This window comes from Paenibacillus odorifer, assembly GCF_000758725.1.
GTDB classification, from domain to species: Bacteria; Bacillota; Bacilli; order Paenibacillales; family Paenibacillaceae; genus Paenibacillus_AQ; species Paenibacillus_AQ odorifer.
Genome location: NZ_CP009428.1, coordinates 4,146,232 through 4,163,678 on the forward strand (window position 1 = coordinate 4,146,232; position 17,447 = coordinate 4,163,678).

Consider the following 17,447-nt stretch of genomic DNA (forward strand, 5'->3'; position numbering starts at 1 on the left):
AGCGGAAACCTCCCGGGTTAGAGGGATTTCATCGCGAAGCGGACGGTTGCCATCTCATCCAGTTCGTTTTGTTCCCGTAAAATCATACTTTGCTGAAACAATGTCTCAGCCTTGTCTTTTGCCTTCAACCATACTTTTTCATCTAAAACCTTAGTGCTTAACTGATCTTGTTTCTTCTGGACTTCTTGATGTGCACGGCTAATGTCCGTATGCTTACGGGCAATGCATTTATCCAGATATTCCACATACTCCTGCATTTCACGAATCTTAACCATAGGTGTCTTTTGCTCTGCGGCATTTTGTAAGGATAGCATGATAGCACTCCGCTGAAAGATGAGTTCATCCAGGCTTCTTTCCTGTGCCTGCAATTCTCCAAGCGCGCTTGAGAGCATCCATTCTGCCTGTGTCTTCTCATTGCCCTTCAAGTCAACGACTTTTTGAAAAGTATAATGAAACCTCATAATACCGAATCAACTCCTTGAGAACTGTGAAATTAAAGACTGTTGAACTTCAGCCAGCGTAACTTTTTCATTCACCTTTTGTTTGGTGAAATCCCATATACTGTCGATAAATTCCATCGACTCGTCGATTTGAGCATTAGAGCCTCTCTGATAAGCTCCAATATTAATCAAATCCTCTGAATCCTTGTAAACGGCCATAAGGCGCTTCACATTCTCCGCTGCTGCAATCTGTTCTTCTGGAGCAATATCCTTCATTACTCGACTTATGCTGGAAAGAACATCTATTGCTGGAAAGTGTCCTTTGTTAGCAATGTTTCGATTGAGTACGATATGTCCGTCAAGTATTCCTCTGACTGCATCTGCGATTGGCTCGTTCATGTCATCACCATCAACTAGTACCGTGTAGAAGGCTGTTATAGAGCCTGTAGGACCTGTACCAGCACGTTCCAGCAGTTTGGGTAAGCTTGCAAACACCGAAGGTGTATATCCCCGCATGGCTGGCGGCTCTCCAACTGCAAGTCCAACTTCACGTTGGGCCATAGCATAACGGGTGACCGAATCCATCATCAGCATTACATTAAGGCCGCGATCGCGGAAATACTCGGCAATCGTTGTAGCGATAAGCGCACCTTTTATGCGAATCAATGCAGGTTGGTCTGAGGTAGCAACAATTACTACGGATCGCTGCAAGCCCTCTGGTCCCAAATCTCGTTCAATGAAATCCAATACTTCTCTGCCACGCTCACCAATCAGAGCAATAACATTTACGTCAGCTGATGTATTCCGGGCAATCATCCCCATCAAAGTACTCTTGCCGACCCCCGAGCCAGCAAAAATACCGACCCGTTGTCCCTTGCCAATCGTTAGCAAACCGTCAATCGCTCTCACACCGATACTAATGGGCTCCTGCACCCGCGGTCTATTAAGTGGATTGGAAGGAATATTAAAGGTAGAGCTATGTGGCATTCGTGCTGGAATGAGAGAGCCATCAAGCGGCTGCCCCAGACCATCCAGTACTTTTCCTAATAATTCAGAACCTACTTGCACGCTAAGCGGCTTACCAGTGCCCACTACATCACAACCAGGTCCAATCGCCTGCAGTTCACCAAGTGGCATCAATAGTACCTTGTTATCACGGAAACCAACGACCTCAGCTTGCAGCGGTTTGTTTCCTTTAGAAGGGTAGATGTAGCATACATCACCTATACTTGCGTCAGGACCTTCCGATTCAACCATTAGACCGATTACCTGCGTCACTTTCCCATTGATCCTCACCGGATCGAGATTACGAAGTTGCTCCTTATAACGGTTGCTATTAAGCATCGTCTTCCCCATTTCTCTGCTCATCGGTGTCCAGCGCAATTCTTACCAGCTCTTTTTTGATCTCTGCGAGCTGAGTGTCGATTCGAGCATCTATGCTGCCAAAGGAAGAGCGGATAACACATCCTTGGTCTTTTACCGTTGAGTCGGGCAAGATTTGCAGTTCAGCCTGTGAATCAACAGCTAGTGATAATTCTTCCCGAGCAGCATTCACAAAAGCGAACTGCGCTGGGGATACACAAAGTGAGATCAAACCCTGTTCTCGCTTACGAGCCAGATTTTTGCGAATTAAGTCCATTGCGAATTGTGGTTCTATCGTTAATTGCTTGTCCACAATTTTTTCTGCAATATCACAGCTTAACTCTACTAAAAAAGGCTCCGCTTCCTGAATAATAACTTCTCTAGCTTTATAAGCCTCAGTCAAAACAGCACGCGCTTCTTCCATCATCTCTGCAATCTTATGCTTCATCTCTTCCTCAGCCTGAGAAACACCTTCCTCATAACCTTGCTGATGAGCTTCAGCTTTGATAGCTTCGATCAGATGTTCATCCTGCTCACGCCGTTGTTTCCACCACTCTTCAGCCTCCGCTTTCGAGGACTCTACAATCTGTTCCGCTTCAAGAGATGCATTCCGAACCTGCTCTTCAGCAAAATCCTGAGCGTCCTTAAGCATTTGCTTACGCGTCTCTTCTGCCTCTTCACGTGCGGGATCATGATAGTCAGTCTCGCTTAAAGTCTCCTCGGGAACGGGCTCCTCAGTTAGGCCCGCATATTGCCGGGCCTGTTCCAATCTTTTAAAGACATCAACCGGAACATACTGGGAGTGTTTGATCAGCTTAGACAATGATGTCATCTCCTCCGCCACGAGCGATGATAATTTCACCAGACTCTTCGAGTCTGCGGATCGTGCCTACAATACGAGTCTGTGCTTCTTCAACATCACGCAGCCGCACAGGACCCATGTATTCCATTTCTTCTCGGAACGTTTCTGCCATACGCTTGGACATATTTCTGAAAATAACATCCCGTACTTCTTCGCTGGCAACCTTGAGAGCAAGCTGTAGATCCGCATTATCAATATCACGAATAATGCGTTGGATCGAACGATTGTCCACATTGACAATATCTTCGAATACGAACATCCGTTTCTTGATCTCTTCGGCAAGTTCTGGATCTTGAATTTCGAGAGAATCCAGAATCGTACGTTCTGTCCCCCGGTCAACCCCATTCAAGATTTGTACAATCGATTCGATACCACCAGCATTTGTATAATCCTGAGTTACTGTAGCGGAAAGCTTCTGCTCCAGCACACGTTCAATTTGCGTAATTACCTCCGGAGAGGTGCTGTCCATAACAGCAATTCTTCTCGCCACCTCTGCCTGCTTCTCTTGAGGAAGCGAGGAGAGGATTGCGGCAGCTTGTTCAAATTGCAGATAAGACAATACAAGTGCAATAGTCTGTACATTTTCATTCTGGATAAAGTTGAGAATCTGATTAGGATCCGCTTTTCGTGCAAAATCGAAAGGTCTTACTTGCAATGTAGCAGTCAGACGATTAATGACCTCCATTGCTTTTGTTGACCCAAGCGCTTTCTCCAGAATTTCTTTAGCGTAGTTAATACCGCCTTGTGATATATATTCCTGGGCGAGGCATATCTGATGGAATTCAGACATGATCGACTCTTTTTCACTGCTGTCCACTTTGCGAACATTGGCAATTTCAAGAGTCAGCTGTTCAATTTCCTCGTCTCTTAAATGTTTGAAAATTTGCGCCGATACCTCGGGCCCTAGTGTGATAAGCAGGATCGCAGCTTTTTGACGGCCACTAAGTCCCTGCTGGCTAGCCTTTGCCATTAGTTCACCTCTGTTCGTCTGCAAGCCATGTACGCAGCAGATTTACGAATTCGTCTGGCTTCTTCTTGGCCAAACTTTCCAATTGCTTACGAACTTGACTTTCATTCGTCACGCTCTCCAAGTTAATAGAAGGAAATTCAGTAGGAACCTGCAATGGAATGTCTTCATCTTCCTCTTCCACAGTCTGTTTACGACTCCGGTAGATTAGATATCCTCCACCTGCTCCAACCAGCAATGCTGCTGCTCCGATAGCCCATATCATCCAAGAAGCGAGACCACCTTTAACGGTGTTGGCATCGGTGCCACCAAATTGTTGCGAGTAGACCGAAACCTTTTTGGTCAAATCAGCGTCTGTATATGTAGTACCTGAATCTGCAAGAGAAGCGCGAACAATATTCACCAAAATATTTTGAATTGCAGCTGATGTTGCATCATCTAAAGTTTTTTCTCCTGAAGGTGGTTCAACTGCAACATTTATGGTTAAGTCTTTAACAGTATACGGACTAGCAATAACATCTTTAGTAATTCGGTTAACTTCGTAGTTCCTCGTTTCAGAAGATTCCTCCGAGGTAGAAGTATCCGCACCCGCATCAGAAGGATAGCCCGTAACATCTTGAGAACCAGTGCCAGCCACTCCGCCAGTCGTGTTTCCTTGACCCGAATACGAATTACTAATTATCTGTGAACTGATCTCAATCCCCTTCATGTTCTCTGTATCCACAGGGGTAACAAGATCTTCCTTCCGGTTTTCCTTGTCAAAGTTCAACTTTGAGAACACAAGAACATCCACTTTATCAGGACCGGTAAGAGTGCTAAGGAATTGTTTCACATTTTTCTTTACTTCTTCTTCGAATTTTTTCTGAAGAGCGAAGTTTTCTTCAACTTGGTTTGTGACACCAGCCTGTCCACCTTTAGCTCTTGGCATTAATTCAATTTCATTATTTGCAATGGTAATGTTGTCAATTGGCAAATTGGGCACAGCAGTTTTCACAAGATTGAAATACCCGTCAATATTGTCTTGAGTAGGTCTAAATCCTGGATCAAATGAAAGCACAACGGATGCAGATGCCTGCTCCTGATCAGCCTGTGAGGCAAAAACTGTCTCTTTAGGCAAATTAATCAGCACTTTTGCATCTTTAATCCCTTGCATGCGTCTCATTAACTGTTCAACTTCACCGTTTAATGCATTATTGTACTTCACGTTAAACTCGCTATCTGTTGTACCAATCATCGATGAGTTTTCATCAAAGACTTTATATCCGATAGAACCACCTTGAACAATCCCCTGAGAACCGATATCCACCTTGACCCGAGCTGCTTCTGTACTTGGTACAGAAATACTCTTTCCATCTTGACTTAATCGGTATGAAACACCTGCTGAATCTAAGGCTTTCATTACTCCAGCCGAATCCGTACTGTCCAAATCTTGAAATGCTACTTCATATTCTGTTTTTGAAAGCTGCATGGTCATAACTACGATTATTATTAGAATGATAAACAATGTTGAAAAGAATAAAATCTTCTGTTTACCACTAAATCTGTTCCAATACAAGAGAACCTTCTCCCGATATTGGGCAAATCTTTCATTCACAGTGTCACCCCATCCGAAACTAAGCTAGGATTTATTATATTTGAGTTCTCATAATTTCTTGATAGGCTTCAATCACTTTGTTCCGGACTTGTGTAGTCAACTGTAAACTCAGTAGAGCCTGTTGGGAAGAAATCATCACTTCGTCAATGTTCACTTCTCCCAATACAAATTTATTACTCATATCCTTAGCTTGTTGTTCCTGATCAGCCACTTTATTGAGCGCATCCTCAAGATAAGAGCCAAAGCTCTCCATCGAATTAGCAGGAGTGGATGAAACTTCGGAAGATGTCGGTTTCATAGCAAGCTGCTGTACAGCCTGAACCCCATTAGATATATTCTGTATCAACTGTTTCCCCCCCTTAAGTTAATTAACATTCATTTATCTACCAATTTCGAGTGCCTTGCTTACCATAGCCTTGGATGCATTAAGCATCGTGACATTGGCATCATAAGAACGAGATGCAGATAACATATCAACCATTTCTTTGGTAATGTCTACGTTTGGCATATAGACATATCCTTCAGCATCCGCATCAGGATGGCTCGGATTGTATACCGGTTTCAATGGTGAAGTATCTTCTATGATCGACTGCACCTTAACCCCTTCATTGCTATTGTTCATTTTCGAATTTAGTATATTCGAGAATTTATTACTTTCGTTCGTTTCCAAAACAACCAACTTACGTCGGTAAGGAACAGCCTTGCCATCAACCACGGATGCTCTTGTAGTTTCAGCGTTGGCTACGTTGGAAGAAATTACATCCATCCGCAACCGTTGAGCCGTTAATGCAGATGCGCTGATCCCAAAACTACTACCAAAGTTCATACTCTCTTATCCTCCTTGAATTACGGCTCGCATCATCGAAATCTGGCTGTTAATCTGTTCAACATAAGAACTATACCTAAGCTGGTTCTCTGCGCTTAACGCCATTTCGCGATCTACATCCACATTATTGTCGTTATTGTTCATAGAGGTAGTTTCATCAGTATTCTCAACAGCAGCGGGAACAATTGTGTTGCTGCCAAATTGATAATGCCGGGTATCCGAAACTTTCGCTCTAAGTGTAGATTGGATTCCACTTTCCTGTTGTTGCAGGATACTTTCGAATGAAACATCAGAACGTTTGAAATTGGGCGTATCTTGATTAGCCACGTTATTTGCTAGAGCACTTTGTCGTTTATAGGCAGCATCAATGCCTCCCTGCAATCGTTGAAAACTGACACTATTCAGCAATCCCAAGACAATTCCTCCTTTCAAAGCTATCATAATGAAAAGAATTCCACAACTTCCATCAAAAAACCTGCTTGCTTTCGACAAATAAAGAAGAAAAATACTCAAAATTTACGGTATTCCGTCGAACGCTGTCGCAATGAATAACATTTAGCATTTTCACATACATTGATTTTCATTTAATTTGTATATTATTACAATAAGAAATAAGCCCTATCTTTTTAGAAAAGACAGGGCTTTTAGCACTTTATTACTATTTATTTACATTTTTAACTCATTATTTTCTTTTTAATTGCATGTTTTGACATATTTTTACGTTTTCACGACACCAATTTGTAATTTATCTAATCCGTTATGCCCAAATTCAAAATACATAGATTTTTTGTTTTTTTTGTCACTTTAAAGAATATACTGACTTAAATCACGATCCTGAGCTATACTTGCCAATTTCTCGCGCACATACTCCGGGGTAATAACCATTTTCTCCAAAGTCAGCTCAGGTGCTTCAAAAGAAAGATCCTCTAACAGCTTCTCCAAAATAGTATGAAGACGCCGTGCACCTATATTCTCCATATTTTGATTCACTGAAGCCGCTATTTTGGCAATCTCATGTATAGCATCCTTCTGGAATTCCACTTCTAAATTTTCTGTTTTAAGCAGATTCACATATTGTTTAGTTAAAGCATTCTCCGGTTCCGTCAAAATAGAAACGAAATCCTCTAACGTTAGACTGCTCAGCTCTACGCGAATCGGAAAACGACCTTGAAGTTCTGGAATCAAATCTGAAGGCTTAGCAATATGGAAAGCTCCGGCAGCCATAAAGAGTACATAGTCCGTCTTCACAGGACCGTATTTCGTCATAATGGTCGAGCCCTCTACAATCGGCAAAATATCCCGTTGCACACCTTCACGCGACACATCCGGTCCAGACCCTTTTCCCTGACTTGCTACTTTATCGATTTCATCGATAAAAATAATGCCTGATTGTTCAGCCCGAGTCACGGATTCCTGGATCACATCATCCATATCAATCAGCTTGGCCGCCTCATCCTGAATGAGTACCTTGCGCGCTTCGCGAATAGGAAGCTTACGTTTCTTCGTCCGCTTAGGCAGCAAACTGCCGAACATCTCTTGCATATTCATACCCATTTGGTCGTTACCTTGACCTGCAAACATATCCATCATAGTTGGCGCTGTATCCTCAACATCAATTTCAATGATGTCATCTTCCAGCTGACCAGCTAACAGCTTAAATCTAACCCCACGGCGGCGTTCACTTAAACTTCCATCCTGCTCAGTGTCTTCTTTAGAGTCCTCTTGTGCAGAATTCCCTCCAAAAATCATCTCGAAAGGATTCTTTTGTGATTTATTTTTGGAAGAAGAAGGGACCAATATAGAAACGATCCGCTCATTAGCCAGTTCTTCCGCACGATCCTTAACCTTCTCCGTACGCTCAAGCTTGACCATACGAATAGAAGTCTCTACCAGATCACGAACCATAGATTCCACATCTCGACCTACATAACCGACCTCAGTGAATTTAGTAGCCTCCACTTTGATGAACGGTGCATTAACAAGCTTTGCTAGACGCCGGGCGATCTCTGTCTTACCCACACCTGTAGGTCCGATCATCAGGATGTTCTTAGGGACGACTTCATCACGCAGTTCCTCTGCTAGCAGACTGCGCCGATACCGATTACGGAGCGCAACAGCTACCGATTTCTTGGCTTGCTTCTGACCTACGATATATTTATCCAATTCGGCTACAATTTGACGGGGTGTAAGCGATTGATTCACCATCGTGAATTCCTCCTTGTCTCTATGGCACTGAGTCTATAATTGTTCAACAATAATGTTGGAATTAGTGTACACACAAATTTCAGATGCTACCTGAAGCGATTCTCTAGCAATATCCGCAGCGGAAAGATTGGGTGCATGACGTTTGAGTGCTCGACCTGAAGCCAGCGCAAAATTACCACCGGAACCAATCGCAAGAACGTCATCATCCGGTTCGATAATTTCACCATTTCCGGAGATCAGGAGCATTCCTTCCTTATCCATAACAATCATCAAAGCTTCAAGCTTCCGAAGAATACGATCTTGACGCCAGTCCTTCGCTAATTCAACTGCAGCCCGTTGCAGGTTCCCATGATGCTCCTCCAGCTTGCCCTCGAATTTTTCGAATAGGGTAATAGCATCCGCAACGGACCCCGCAAAACCTGCTATTACTTGTCCTCTGTACAGGCGACGGACTTTTCTGGCCGTCGTCTTCATAATAACACTCTCTCCGAATGTAACCTGTCCATCACCTGCTATAGCTGCCTGTCCGTTATGTCTTACAGCACAAATTGTAGTCGCATGAAAGCTGGGTACCATGATTGTAAGTTGCCTCCTTAAGATGGGCTTTGTTCGCTATCGACAACCTCCGGCTCCGAATAAGCGAGTCCTGTACGGTTGGCATACTCGGCAAGACTGTCCAGAGCGCGATGAGCTAACATTTCATTCTTTTCCTTCTTATTGCGGATCTTCTTCTCTACCTTCGGCAACAGACCGAAATTGGCATTCATAGGCTGAAAATGCTCTGGATCGGCTGAAGTAATATAAGCTGGCATGCTGCCTAGAACAGTATCCTGCGGGAAGATCAGTCCTTCCTGTCCGAGTGCTGCCCGGGCAGCATTAATACCAGCTATGAGCCCGGAAGCAGCTGATTCAACATAACCTTCTACACCTGTCATCTGTCCAGCAAAAAAGAGTCTTTCCTTGCCTTTCATCTGATAGGTAGGGTGCAGAAGTTTAGGAGAATTAATAAATGTATTTCTGTGCATCACACCATAACGAACATATTCAGCATTCTCAAGACCTGGGATCAGCGAGAACACACGCTTTTGCTCGCCCCATTTCAAATGGGTCTGAAAACCAACAAGATTGTAAAGTGTGCCGGCAGCGTTATCCTGACGGAGTTGCACAACCGCGTAAGGAAGTTTACCTGTATGCGGATTGATAAGTCCTACTGGCTTCATTGGGCCAAATAACGCTGTTTGCTTGCCGCGTTTCATCATGATTTCGATAGGCATACAGCCCTCAAAGTATATTTCTTTCTCAAAATCTTTGAGTGCTGCTGTCTCAGCAGAAATCAACGCATCATAAAACACGTCGAACTCCTCTTCTGTCATCGGACAGTTCAGATAAGCCGCTTCACCTTTATCATAACGGGAAGCCAAATATACCTTGTTCATATCAATGGTGTCTTTCTCAACAATCGGTGCTGCTGCATCATAGAAGTAGAAATACTCTTCACCCAGCAGCCCTTTTATTTCAGCAGATAATGCCGGTGAAGTTAGTGGGCCCGTTGCAATAACAACAATCCCTTCCTCCGGTATATGCGTAAGTTCTTCATTTATGACTTCAACGAGCGGATGATTATGCAAAGTATGGGTGATCTCACCTGAGAATCCGTCACGATCTACGGCGAGTGCTCCTCCTGCGGGTACCGCGTGTCGGTCAGCAGCGCCTAATACAAGAGAGTTCAAACGCCGCATTTCTTCCTTCAATACACCTACAGCATTTCCTAATCCATTCGCACGCAAGGAGTTGCTGCATACCAGTTCAGCAAATTGATTCGTGTGATGGGCTGGTGTCTTTACTACGGGTCTCATCTCATATAATCTTACCGGTACTCCTAGTGATGCTATTTGCCAAGCGGCTTCGCTTCCTGCGAGACCCGCTCCAATTACTGTTACTTTTGCTGTATCTGACACTGTCTATTTTCCTCCCATAGAGACTATTAATCTGCTAATTCTTCTTCGTTGTCTAGAACCGCCTCTGTATGATCACAAGACGTACATTGTAGCTTGGTTCCTTGCTTATTACGTTTCTCAATCATCCAAGATCCACATGATGGACATGGTTTTATAGAAGGTCTATCCCATGAAACGAAATCACAACCAGGGTACTGATCGCAGCCATAGAAAACACGCCCTTTTTTGCTGCGTCGCTCCACAACCTTACCTTCATGACATTTAGGGCAAGTTACGCCAATATCCTTGATAATCGGTTTCGTGTTTCGGCAATCCGGAAAGCCAGAGCATGCTAGGAATTTCCCAAAGCGACCCAGCTTATACACGAGAGGTTTGCCGCATTTCTCACAGATCTCATCAGAGACTTCATCTTCAATCTCAATTTCTTTCATCTCTTCTTCCGCGAACACCAAACGCTTCTCAAACGATTCGTAAAACTCTGCAAGAACCTTTACCCAGTCTTCTGAGCCCTCTTCCACATGGTCAAGATCCCCTTCCATGTTCGCCGTGAACTCAACGTTTAGGATTTCCGGGAAAAATTGCTCCATCTGCTCTATAACAAGCTCGCCAAGTTCGGTTGGCATGAATTTTTTCTCTTCAATAGCCACATACCCACGCTTCTGGATGGTTTCCAGCGTTGGGGCATATGTACTTGGACGGCCTATACCCAGCTCCTCAAGCGTCTTTACAAGTCTTGCTTCCGTATATCGTGGAGGCGGTTGTGTAAAGTGCTGCTTAGGCTCGATCTCCTGCTTATTTAAAGCATCTCCCGCTTGAAGCGGCGGCAAATACTTGTCTTCATCTGTAGTTCCGTCATCGTTGCCTTCTACATAAACCTTCATGAACCCGGGGAATGAAACCTTCGAACCAACAGCTCTGAATGTAGCAGTACCTGCAGCAATATCGACCGAAAGCGTATCCAGCAGGGCAGAAGACATCTGACTTGATACGAACCGCTCCCACACTAGCTTGTAGAGACGGAATTGATCACGGCTCAAGAACTCTTTGACCATTTCAGGTTCGCGTAATGCCGAGGTAGGACGAATCGCTTCATGCGCTTCCTGTGCTCCAGCTGCCTTTTTAGAATACTGCCGTGGGGATTCTGGCAAGAACTTCTCACCATACTTAGCTGTTATAAGCTCTTTAGCTTCATCCTGAGCGGTGACAGAGAGACGCGTGGAGTCTGTACGCATATAAGTGATCAAACCTACGGTACCTTCTTTACCGAGTTCCACACCTTCGTATAGCTGCTGTGCAACAGACATTGTCTTAGCGGCACGGAATCCAAGCTTACGGGCTGCTTCCTGTTGTAGGGAGCTGGTGGTAAAAGGAGCCGAAGGATGACGTTGTCTTTCCTTCTCCTTCACATCACTCACCTTAAAAGATGCGTTCTTAATGGCTTCAAGAACCTCCTGAACATCACTTTCCTGGTTCAGTTCTTTTTTCACACCATTCAGCTTATGAAACTTAGCTTCAAAGACGGAATCCCGTATTCCAAGCTTGGCTGTTATGCTCCAATATTCGGTGGGTACAAAAGCGGAGATTTCATTCTCACGATCCATAATGATCTTCACGGCAACGGATTGTACACGTCCAGCAGATAAACCTTTTTTGACTTTCTTCCATAATAGAGGGCTAATCTTGTACCCTACCAGTCGATCCAGAATACGTCTAGCCTGCTGTGCATTCACGAGATCCATATTAATCTTACGCGGTGTCTTAAAAGCATCTTTTACCGCTTGTTTGGTGATCTCATTAAAAACAACTCTGCATTCTTGTGTATTATCTAAATCCAGCGCATGCGCCAAATGCCAAGCAATTGCTTCCCCTTCGCGGTCGGGGTCAGCTGCGAGATAAACTTTTTTAACTTTTTTACTAGCGTCTTTCAATTCCTTCAATATAGATCCTTTACCGCGGATAGTAATATATTTGGGACTGAAATCATTCTCCACCTCAACACCAATTTGACTCTTCGGTAGATCTCTAATATGTCCCATTGATGCCTTTACAATATATTTACTACCTAGATATTTGCCAATTGTCTTCGCTTTTGCAGGCGACTCGACAATAACTAATGCATCTGCCATAGACTCTTCCTCCTCGTTAACACTCGCACCTCTATATTAAATTACCTTATAAATAGCTCCTGGTAATTGTGTTACCGCTTTTTTTATGATTAAAGATAACAGAACTGAATGCAAATGTCCAAAATCCCATCCTGTTCTTACAAGCATATCGTCCAATATAAAAGGGCCTTGATGCAGTATATGGTATAGGTGAGACTCCTCATTTGTCAATTTCTTTTCAATCATAAAGTCGTCTGCTGTCTGTTCGGTAGTGCTATTATTCCCTGTTTTTATTACGTTTGTCGGCAAATAAGAAGTATATTCTTCTATAATATCTAATCCACTGGTTACCAGCTTTGCACCCTGTTTGATAAGCTCTAACGCCCCTCTGCTTTTAGGTGATGTAATAGGTCCTGGTACTGCGAAGACATCCCTTCCAGCTTCCAAGGCAGCATCGGCTGTAATAAGTGATCCACTGCGACTGTCAGCCTCCACGACCACTGTCCCCCGTGATAAACCTGCTATGATCCGATTACGCTGTGGAAATAATCCAGGATGACTTTTAGTTCCAAGAGGATACTCTGTGATGACAAGCCCTTTTTGAGAGATACGCCGCTCCAGCTCAATATTCTCAGTTGGATAGACTTTGTCCAACCCTGTTGCCACTACCGCTATCGTCCCTCCACCGCTTCTTAGCGCCGCTTCATGACAAATGCTATCGATCCCCCTCGCAAGTCCGCTAACCACCGTTAGACCTGCTGCACTAAGCTCCTCCGCGAGAATCTCCCCTACCTTTCGTCCATATGCTGTTGGCACACGAGTGCCAACCATCGCCACACTAGGAGTTGATAACAGTTCCAATCGACCTCGATAATAAAGGATCCACGGTGGCTGTGTCGTCTCCTTCAACAAAACAGGATAAGCCGCATCAAACACAGTTACCATCTTCACTGCACATTCTTCCATTAATAAGCGCCTTTTGGCGATCCACTCTAACGTATATATGGAAGCAAGATAATTCGACAGCTTTCTGTTCAATCCGATCGTTTCCCAATCTTTTGCACTACAGGAAAATGCTCGTTCTGACATTAAGCCGGCTCGGCGGATCTTGTCGATACTCTTCCAGCCAATCCCCTCCACTTCATTAAAACCAAACAGCAGATCTTTTTCTTCCATATAAGTTTACTCTCCTTTAATGGAAGGGTTAGCCTTCCCTATTTTGTAACATGAATTTGACGAATGCAATATTTTCTTTTAATTCAATATTTTTCTATGTTAAAAAAACAAAAAAAGCAACCTTTCATCCCTTGGATAGGAACAAAAGGTTGCTTACCTCTGAAATAATTATACACGAAAGAAGCCCACTCGCGTAGAGTGAATTCCTTCAATTATATAAAATAATTAATGCGTTGTAAATGCGCTAAGAATACCGCGTTCTTCAAGCACACTCACAAGCGTTGAGCCCATTTCGGCAGGTGTAGGAGCGACCTTGATTCCGCACGATTCAAGTACGGCAATTTTCTCACTCGCTGTTCCTTTGCCTCCGGAAATAATAGCACCCGCATGCCCCATACGTTTGCCAGGAGGGGCAGTAGCACCGCCAATAAACCCTACAACCGGCTTAGTCATATGCTCACGAATCCACTCTGCTGCTTCTTCCTCTGCGGTTCCGCCAATTTCACCAATCATGATGACTGCCTTTGTACCCGGATCCTCATTAAAAAGCTTCAGAATATCAATAAACTCCGAGCCTTTAACAGGGTCTCCGCCAATACCTACAGCTGAAGATTGCCCGATTCCACGCGTGGTCAGCTGATGAACAGCCTCATAGGTTAGAGTTCCGCTGCGCGAGACAACACCTACATACCCTGGCATATGAATATAACCCGGCATAATTCCTATTTTGCATTCCCCAGGAGTGATAACTCCCGGACAGTTGGGTCCGATCAATACAGTAGAGCGCCCCTCCATATAACGGGACACCTTTACCATATCAAGCACTGGAATCCCTTCGGTAATACAAATCACCAAGTCGAGTTCTGCGTCCACGGCTTCCATTATGGAGTCTGCTGCGAATGCTGGCGGTACATAGATTACACTAGCGGTTGCGCCTGTAGCCGCCTTAGCAGCTACAACAGTATCGAATACCGGAAGGCTAACCTCACTGCCATTTTCAAGCGTGATATTGACAGATGTTCCACCTTTACCCGGTGTTACCCCTCCAACCATCTGTGTTCCATAATCCAGCGCACCTTTAGTATGGAACAAACCCGTTGATCCTGTAATTCCCTGCGTGATAACTTTCGTATTTTTATCTACAAGAATGCTCATGCCTTAAGTCACATCCCTACTTATATTGTCAAATACGATAACTGGCTTCCTAAATCAGGCCATTATTGCACAAGAGACACAATCTTACGGGCACCGTCCGCCATAGAATCAGCAGCAACAATATTAAGTCCCGATCCAGCCAAAATCTGCTTGCCTAATCCAACATTTGTTCCCTCAAGACGCACAACCAGCGGTTTGGTCAAACCCAGTTGACTAGCCGCTTCTACAACACCGTTAGCGATAACATCACAGCGCATAATACCGCCGAAAATATTAACAAAAATCCCATTCACCTTTTCATCCGATAAAATGATTTTAAAGGCTTCTGTTACCTTCTCGGTCGTTGCACCGCCACCTACATCCAAGAAGTTGGCGGGTTCGCCCCCATAATACTTAATAATATCCATAGTCGCCATCGCGAGACCTGCACCGTTTACCATGCACCCAATATTGCCATCAAGCGCAATATAGCTAAGGTCATACTTCGAGGCTTCGATTTCCTTTAAATCCTCTTCATCCAAATCCCGCAGCTCTAGAATATCCTTATGACGGAACAAGGCATTGGAATCAAAATTCAGTTTGGCATCCAGTGCCATCACATTCCCATCCGCAGTCACTACCAATGGGTTAATTTCGGCAATAGAGCAATCTTTATCCACGAAAGCTAAATATAGCGCTTGCATGAATTTCACAGTTTTGCCTACCAGCTCATTGGGAATAGAGATGCTGTAAGCCAGCTTGCGCGCCTGGAAAGTCTGCAAACCCACTGCCGGATCAATGATCTCTTTAAAAATTTTCTCCGGATGTGTTGCAGCTACTTCTTCAATCTCAGTACCGCCTTCTTCAGAAGCCATCATGACCACTCGGCCAGTTCCTCTGTCAACTACGATACCAATGTAATACTCCTTAACAATTTGACAACCCTCTTCAATGAGCAGTCTTTTTACTACCTTACCCTCCGGTCCAGTCTGGTGAGTTACTAGAGTCTTTCCAAGAATCTCAGTTGCGTAACTACGCACCTCATCGATATTCTTAGCAACCTTTACTCCTCCAGCTTTACCGCGTCCACCTGCGTGAATCTGAGCTTTAACTACAACAACTGGTGTGCTCAGTGACTCTGCGGCTTCTACCGCTTCCTCCACTGTATAAGCTACTTTTCCATTCGGTACGGCTACACCGTACTTCTTAAGCACTTCTTTTCCCTGATACTCGTGGATATTCATAGCGGTAGCCTCCTAAAGTAGCGTGGTGACTAAACAGGCAGCCTGTCGTCATCTCGCTTTCCGTTTTGATTGCCGCGGGGTTAGGGATAGGCTGATGTTATACATGCAGCACTATTCCGGAACCAGCAGAAACTGATCTACCACTCGTAAAAAGAATGGCACTATTTCTGCAAGAGACATTGTGTAAATCTATAAGACTAAGCTTATATTTACCTATATGCCATACAAAGGAACCCAGAATAGTGTAACATGTTTTTAAAACGCTTACCTTAAATATATTCATGATTTGTACACATTTTTTCGCTTGATTTCATGCCGAAATGCGAACGATCGCATTGACTCCTTACTACGCTTACTTTTTACTATCTTGGATATTAGCTTCGTGAACACGATTCAATAAGTCTTTAAACTGATCAAGTAGCTCTATGGATTCATTATTAGTCAGTGTCGTTTCTTCCATCATTTTGCCGGGAATACACACGGCATCACTTTGGAGTGCCCAGCCTTGTTTCGTTAGTGAGATTAATACTTTTCGCTCATCCTGCATCGAGCGTTCACGTATAATCAGGCCTGCGGCTTGCAAGCGCTTCAATAGCGGAGTCAGCGTTCCTGAATCCAAAAATAACGCCTCACCAATCTCTTTCACTGTACATTGCTGCCGTTCCCATAACACAAGCATTACTAGGTATTGGGAGTAAGTTAAACCGATCTTATCCAAATACGGTTGGTACAGCTTTGTAATCTCACGCGAGCAAGCATAAATGGTAAAACAGAGCTGATTCTCGATCAGCAGCTCTGGGGTTGTAGTCATTTTCTGCATATCTTCTTCACTCATTTTCATATTTATTCACCCGCCTTATCTCTTTATTTTATCATAATTCACTCACACATCATAATAATAGCAAAAAATTAATTTGACTTTTATATTAATTGTGATAAATTAGATTGTACACAAACTAATTAATGAATAGGAGAGATTTATTATGATGACAATTCAACAAAAGATGTATGAAACAACAGTTAAAGCGGTTGGGGGAAGAAACGGTTATATAGAATCAGAAAGTCCTAAACTCAACCTTACGATCAGTACACCACGCGAAATGGGTGGTGCCGGTGGTGAAGGTACTAATCCTGAACAATTATTTGCAGCTGGCTACTCCGCTTGTTTTGACAGTGCCCTAAACATGGTTGCTCGACTTGGCAAAGTGAAGATTGAAGGCAGCGAAGTTACGGCTACTGTTAGCTTTGGTAAAGTTGAAGATGGCGGGTTCGGCATTGCGGTTAAGCTTGACGTGCTGGTTAAAGGCGTTGACAGAGAAACCGCAGCATCTTTGGTAGAAGCTGCCCATGGCGCATGTCCTTACTCCCGTGCTACTCGTGGCAATATCGAAGTAGAATTGAATGTACTGTAAGAAATTATAGAGAAAAATGTATGTGAAATTCACTAAACGATCTAACCTTCGTTTGAATACGTGGCATTTCGCATTCGAAGTAGCTAACGGACATAGTTGATCTTAAACGCAACTTAATCCCATATTTGGAATGCTATCGGACCTCATGGAAGCTATCGGAAT

The 17,447-nt window shown here is 43.8% G+C and carries 17 protein-coding genes; 1 reads left to right on the top strand and 16 read right to left on the bottom strand.

Annotation, left to right across the window (positions count from 1 at the left end; genetic code table 11):
• Positions 1–17 precede the first annotated feature (17 nt).
• From fliJ to PODO_RS18085, 16 genes are all read right to left on the bottom strand, one after another.
• Entirely contained in the window at positions 18–461 is a 444-nt protein-coding gene (gene fliJ / locus PODO_RS18010; RefSeq protein ID WP_038571963.1) for a flagellar export protein FliJ, read from the bottom strand.
• A 9-nt stretch (positions 462–470) separates the two neighbouring features.
• Positions 471–1,784, bottom strand: coding sequence for a flagellar protein export ATPase FliI (gene fliI, locus PODO_RS18015; RefSeq protein WP_036688546.1), 1,314 nt, complete (start codon positions 1,782–1,784; stop codon positions 471–473).
• The gene (locus tag PODO_RS18020; RefSeq protein ID WP_038571966.1) at positions 1,777–2,625 is read right to left on the bottom strand and encodes a FliH/SctL family protein; all 849 of its coding nucleotides are present in this window, start codon (positions 2,623–2,625) and stop codon (positions 1,777–1,779) included. The genes fliI and PODO_RS18020 overlap by 8 nt, the downstream gene beginning before the upstream one ends.
• Complete coding sequence (gene fliG / locus PODO_RS18025) at positions 2,618–3,634, bottom strand: flagellar motor switch protein FliG (protein WP_038571969.1); 1,017 nt, start codon at positions 3,632–3,634, stop codon at positions 2,618–2,620. The genes PODO_RS18020 and fliG overlap by 8 nt, the downstream gene beginning before the upstream one ends.
• A gap of 4 nt (positions 3,635–3,638) precedes the next feature.
• Positions 3,639–5,225 (bottom strand): flagellar basal-body MS-ring/collar protein FliF, encoded by a 1,587-nt coding sequence (fliF, locus tag PODO_RS18030; protein WP_038571972.1) that lies wholly within the window; start codon positions 5,223–5,225, stop codon positions 3,639–3,641.
• A gap of 34 nt (positions 5,226–5,259) precedes the next feature.
• Positions 5,260–5,571 (bottom strand): flagellar hook-basal body complex protein FliE, encoded by a 312-nt coding sequence (gene fliE / locus PODO_RS18035; protein WP_036688553.1) that lies wholly within the window; start codon positions 5,569–5,571, stop codon positions 5,260–5,262.
• Positions 5,572–5,604: 33 nt separating this feature from the next.
• Positions 5,605–6,051 carry a flagellar basal body rod protein FlgC gene (gene flgC, locus PODO_RS18040; RefSeq protein ID WP_036688555.1) on the bottom strand — a complete coding sequence of 149 codons (447 nt, stop codon included), beginning with the start codon at positions 6,049–6,051 and terminating at the stop codon, positions 5,605–5,607.
• Positions 6,052–6,057: 6 nt separating this feature from the next.
• On the bottom strand, positions 6,058–6,465 hold the full coding sequence (gene flgB / locus PODO_RS18045; protein ID WP_038571975.1) for a flagellar basal body rod protein FlgB: 408 nt from the start codon (positions 6,463–6,465) through the stop codon (positions 6,058–6,060).
• Positions 6,466–6,855: 390 nt separating this feature from the next.
• Positions 6,856–8,256 (bottom strand): ATP-dependent protease ATPase subunit HslU, encoded by a 1,401-nt coding sequence (gene hslU, locus PODO_RS18050; RefSeq protein WP_038571978.1) that lies wholly within the window; start codon positions 8,254–8,256, stop codon positions 6,856–6,858.
• 33 nt (positions 8,257–8,289) lie between these two features.
• Positions 8,290–8,832, bottom strand: a complete 543-nt coding sequence (gene hslV, locus PODO_RS18055; RefSeq protein WP_036688562.1) for an ATP-dependent protease subunit HslV — start codon at positions 8,830–8,832, stop codon at positions 8,290–8,292.
• A 17-nt stretch (positions 8,833–8,849) separates the two neighbouring features.
• Positions 8,850–10,214 (bottom strand): FADH(2)-oxidizing methylenetetrahydrofolate--tRNA-(uracil(54)-C(5))-methyltransferase TrmFO, encoded by a 1,365-nt coding sequence (gene trmFO / locus PODO_RS18060; protein ID WP_036688564.1) that lies wholly within the window; start codon positions 10,212–10,214, stop codon positions 8,850–8,852.
• Between the two features lie 26 nt (positions 10,215–10,240).
• Complete coding sequence (gene topA / locus PODO_RS18065; protein WP_036688567.1) at positions 10,241–12,340, bottom strand: type I DNA topoisomerase; 2,100 nt, start codon at positions 12,338–12,340, stop codon at positions 10,241–10,243.
• A gap of 36 nt (positions 12,341–12,376) precedes the next feature.
• Positions 12,377–13,495 (bottom strand): DNA-processing protein DprA, encoded by a 1,119-nt coding sequence (gene dprA, locus PODO_RS18070; RefSeq protein ID WP_038571981.1) that lies wholly within the window; start codon positions 13,493–13,495, stop codon positions 12,377–12,379.
• Between the two features lie 225 nt (positions 13,496–13,720).
• Positions 13,721–14,650 carry a succinate--CoA ligase subunit alpha gene (sucD, locus tag PODO_RS18075; RefSeq protein WP_036688571.1) on the bottom strand — a complete coding sequence of 310 codons (930 nt, stop codon included), beginning with the start codon at positions 14,648–14,650 and terminating at the stop codon, positions 13,721–13,723.
• A gap of 62 nt (positions 14,651–14,712) precedes the next feature.
• Positions 14,713–15,873: an ADP-forming succinate--CoA ligase subunit beta gene (gene sucC / locus PODO_RS18080; protein ID WP_038571984.1), complete on the bottom strand. Its 1,161-nt coding sequence runs from the start codon at positions 15,871–15,873 to the stop codon at positions 14,713–14,715.
• A gap of 352 nt (positions 15,874–16,225) precedes the next feature.
• Positions 16,226–16,708 (bottom strand): MarR family winged helix-turn-helix transcriptional regulator, encoded by a 483-nt coding sequence (locus tag PODO_RS18085; protein ID WP_232061396.1) that lies wholly within the window; start codon positions 16,706–16,708, stop codon positions 16,226–16,228.
• 148 nt (positions 16,709–16,856) lie between these two features.
• On the opposite strand from PODO_RS18085, the gene PODO_RS18090 reads away from it, so the two are divergent.
• Positions 16,857–17,285, top strand: coding sequence for an organic hydroperoxide resistance protein (locus tag PODO_RS18090; protein WP_036688575.1), 429 nt, complete (start codon positions 16,857–16,859; stop codon positions 17,283–17,285).
• Positions 17,286–17,447: the final 162 nt, after the last annotated feature.